This window comes from Streptomyces sp. NPDC005899 (assembly GCF_040629645.1).
Taxonomy (GTDB): Bacteria; Actinomycetota; Actinomycetes; order Streptomycetales; family Streptomycetaceae; genus Streptomyces.
The window spans coordinates 1-1,329 of sequence record NZ_JBEXWB010000685.1 but is presented as its reverse complement, the minus strand read 5'-3'; the positions used below and the strand labels follow the sequence as shown (position 1 = coordinate 1,329).

2 protein-coding genes are annotated in these 1,329 nt (G+C 73.2%); both read right to left on the bottom strand.

Annotated elements, in window-relative coordinates; genetic code table 11:
• Positions 1-54: 54 nt before the first annotated feature.
• Positions 55-1,158: a polyprenyl synthetase family protein gene (locus ABZ371_RS32655; RefSeq protein WP_358686563.1), complete on the bottom strand. Its 1,104-nt coding sequence runs from the start codon at positions 1,156-1,158 to the stop codon at positions 55-57.
• The coding region (locus tag ABZ371_RS32650) for an FAD-dependent oxidoreductase (protein WP_358686565.1) at positions 1,155-1,329 on the bottom strand (175 nt) is incomplete at its 5' end. The genes ABZ371_RS32650 and ABZ371_RS32655, both read right to left, overlap by 4 nt.

The following is a 1,329-nucleotide window of genomic DNA, read 5'->3' as shown; positions in this document are numbered from 1 at the left end:
GCGGGCGCCCCGAGGGGCGCCCGCCGGCGACTGCGAGTCATATCTGAATAGTGATCATCTCTTCCGTACGACGACGAAGTCGGCGAGCGCCGTGAGCTGCGCCCGCACCTGGTGCGGCATGTCGACGCCGTCCAGCGCCTGGATGGCGACCGTGTGCTGGCGGCGGGCTTCCTGGGCGGTCCACTCGCGGCCGCCCGCCTCCTCGATGAGTGCCGCACGCGCGGCGAACTCCTCTTCGGAGAAGCTGTCGAAGTCGTTGCTCTTCGCGTCGGCGGCCAGCAGGTCGCCCAGCCGGGCGGAGGCCGGTCCGCCCGCGGCGAGCGCGGCCACGACCGGCAGCGACTTCTTGCGCTGACGCAGATCGCTCCAGGTCTGCTTGCCCGTGGACTCCGGGTCGCCCCAGATCCCGAGCAGGTCGTCGACGGCCTGGAAGGCGAGGCCCAGGTGGTAGCCGTAGGCCTCGAGGGTGTCGGCGGTACGGTCGTCGGCTCCGCCGAGCACGGCGCCGATGGAGACGGCACAGGCGAGCAGGGCGCCCGTCTTGTTGCCCTCCATCTCCAGGCACTCCTCGACGGTGACCCGCTCGCGGTGCTCGTAGGAGATGTCCTGGGCCTGCCCGTCGATGAGCTTGCGGGTGGCCGTGGTCAGCCGGCGGGCCGCACGCCCGGCCTCCACCGTGCCGAGTTCCAGCAGGATCTCGTTGGCCAGCGCGAACAGCGCGTCGCCCACGAGGATGGCCTGGGCCGGTCCGTGCACCTTCCACACGGTGTCGCGGTGCCGACGCTGTTCGTCGCCGTCCATGAGGTCGTCGTGCAGCAGCGAGAAGTTGTGCACGAGTTCGACCGCGACGGCGCCCGGGATGCCGGCCTCGGCCGGGGCGCCCGCCGCCTCCGCGGACAGCAGGGCCAGCGCGGGGCGCACGGCCTTGCCGCCGTCGCCGTCGGCCGGCCGGCCGTGGGCGTCGATCCAGCCGAAGTGGTAGGCCGCGACGGTGTCCATGGGCGGCGCCAGCCGGTCCACGGCAGCTCGCAGCACCGGCGCTGACAGGGCCCTCCCGCGCTCCAGAAGCGCGGTGACATCCGTGGTGTCCGCCACGGTGCCGTAAGCCGGATTCGCCGGGGTCACAGACTCTCCTCTTGTTCCGGTGGTACTGCTCATGCCGCCTCCTGCAGCGGATGTTCGTGAGTGCGGCCGAGGGTGCCGAGCGCGGCGGCCGCGGCGCTGAGGCCGCTGCGGACGGCGCCCTCCATCGTGGCGGGCCAGCCGGTGGCGGTCCATGCCCCCGCCAGGTGGATCCCGGGGGCCCGGGTGTGCGTGGCCGGCCGCAGG